The organism is Novacetimonas pomaceti, assembly GCF_003207955.1.
Classification (GTDB): Bacteria; Pseudomonadota; Alphaproteobacteria; order Acetobacterales; family Acetobacteraceae; genus Novacetimonas; species Novacetimonas pomaceti.
Genome location: NZ_NOXG01000133.1, coordinates 1 through 523, shown reverse-complemented (window position 1 = coordinate 523; position 523 = coordinate 1). Strand labels below are relative to the sequence as shown.

At 60.8% G+C, this 523-nt stretch carries 1 protein-coding gene; it reads left to right on the top strand.

The window, feature by feature from the left end; all coding sequences use genetic code 11:
• A partial coding sequence (locus CFR71_RS16035; protein WP_133251196.1) for a 3'-5' exonuclease occupies window positions 1-466 on the top strand: 466 nt, incomplete at its 5' end.
• Window positions 467-523 lie beyond the last annotated feature (57 nt).

Here is a 523-nt window from a genome sequence, read left to right as displayed (position 1 = left end):
GGATGAAGCCGCAACCCAGCGCGAAAACCTCGCGGAACTGATCGAACTGGCCCAGGGTTTCCGGCGCGTGGAACACCTGCTGGAGCATGCGGCACTGGCAGGCGGAGCACCTGGAGAAAAAGGTCGTGATCGCGTTCAGCTCATGACCATGCACCGGTCGAAAGGACTGGAATTCCGGCACGTCTTTCTTCCTGCGTGGGAAGAGGCGATTTTCCCCGGTGCGATGCCGCGCAATCCCGAAGAGGAGCGTCGCCTTGCCTATGTGGCGCTGACCCGGGCTATGGAGCAGGCCACGATCACGTTCTGTGATTATCGCCAGGGCGGATCTTCCCGTCCGAGCCGGTTCATTGACGAAATTCCACTTAAGAACCGGGTCAGCAGCTGGAATCACGGCAGGAACGAACCACGCCAGTCTGACGGTCGCTGGAGGCAGGTTGATCAGGAACTGAATGCGCTTGGCTTGTGAATGCGGACAATGCATGCTCCGGCAGCGGCGACATGCGTTCGCGCGGCCGGGGCATTG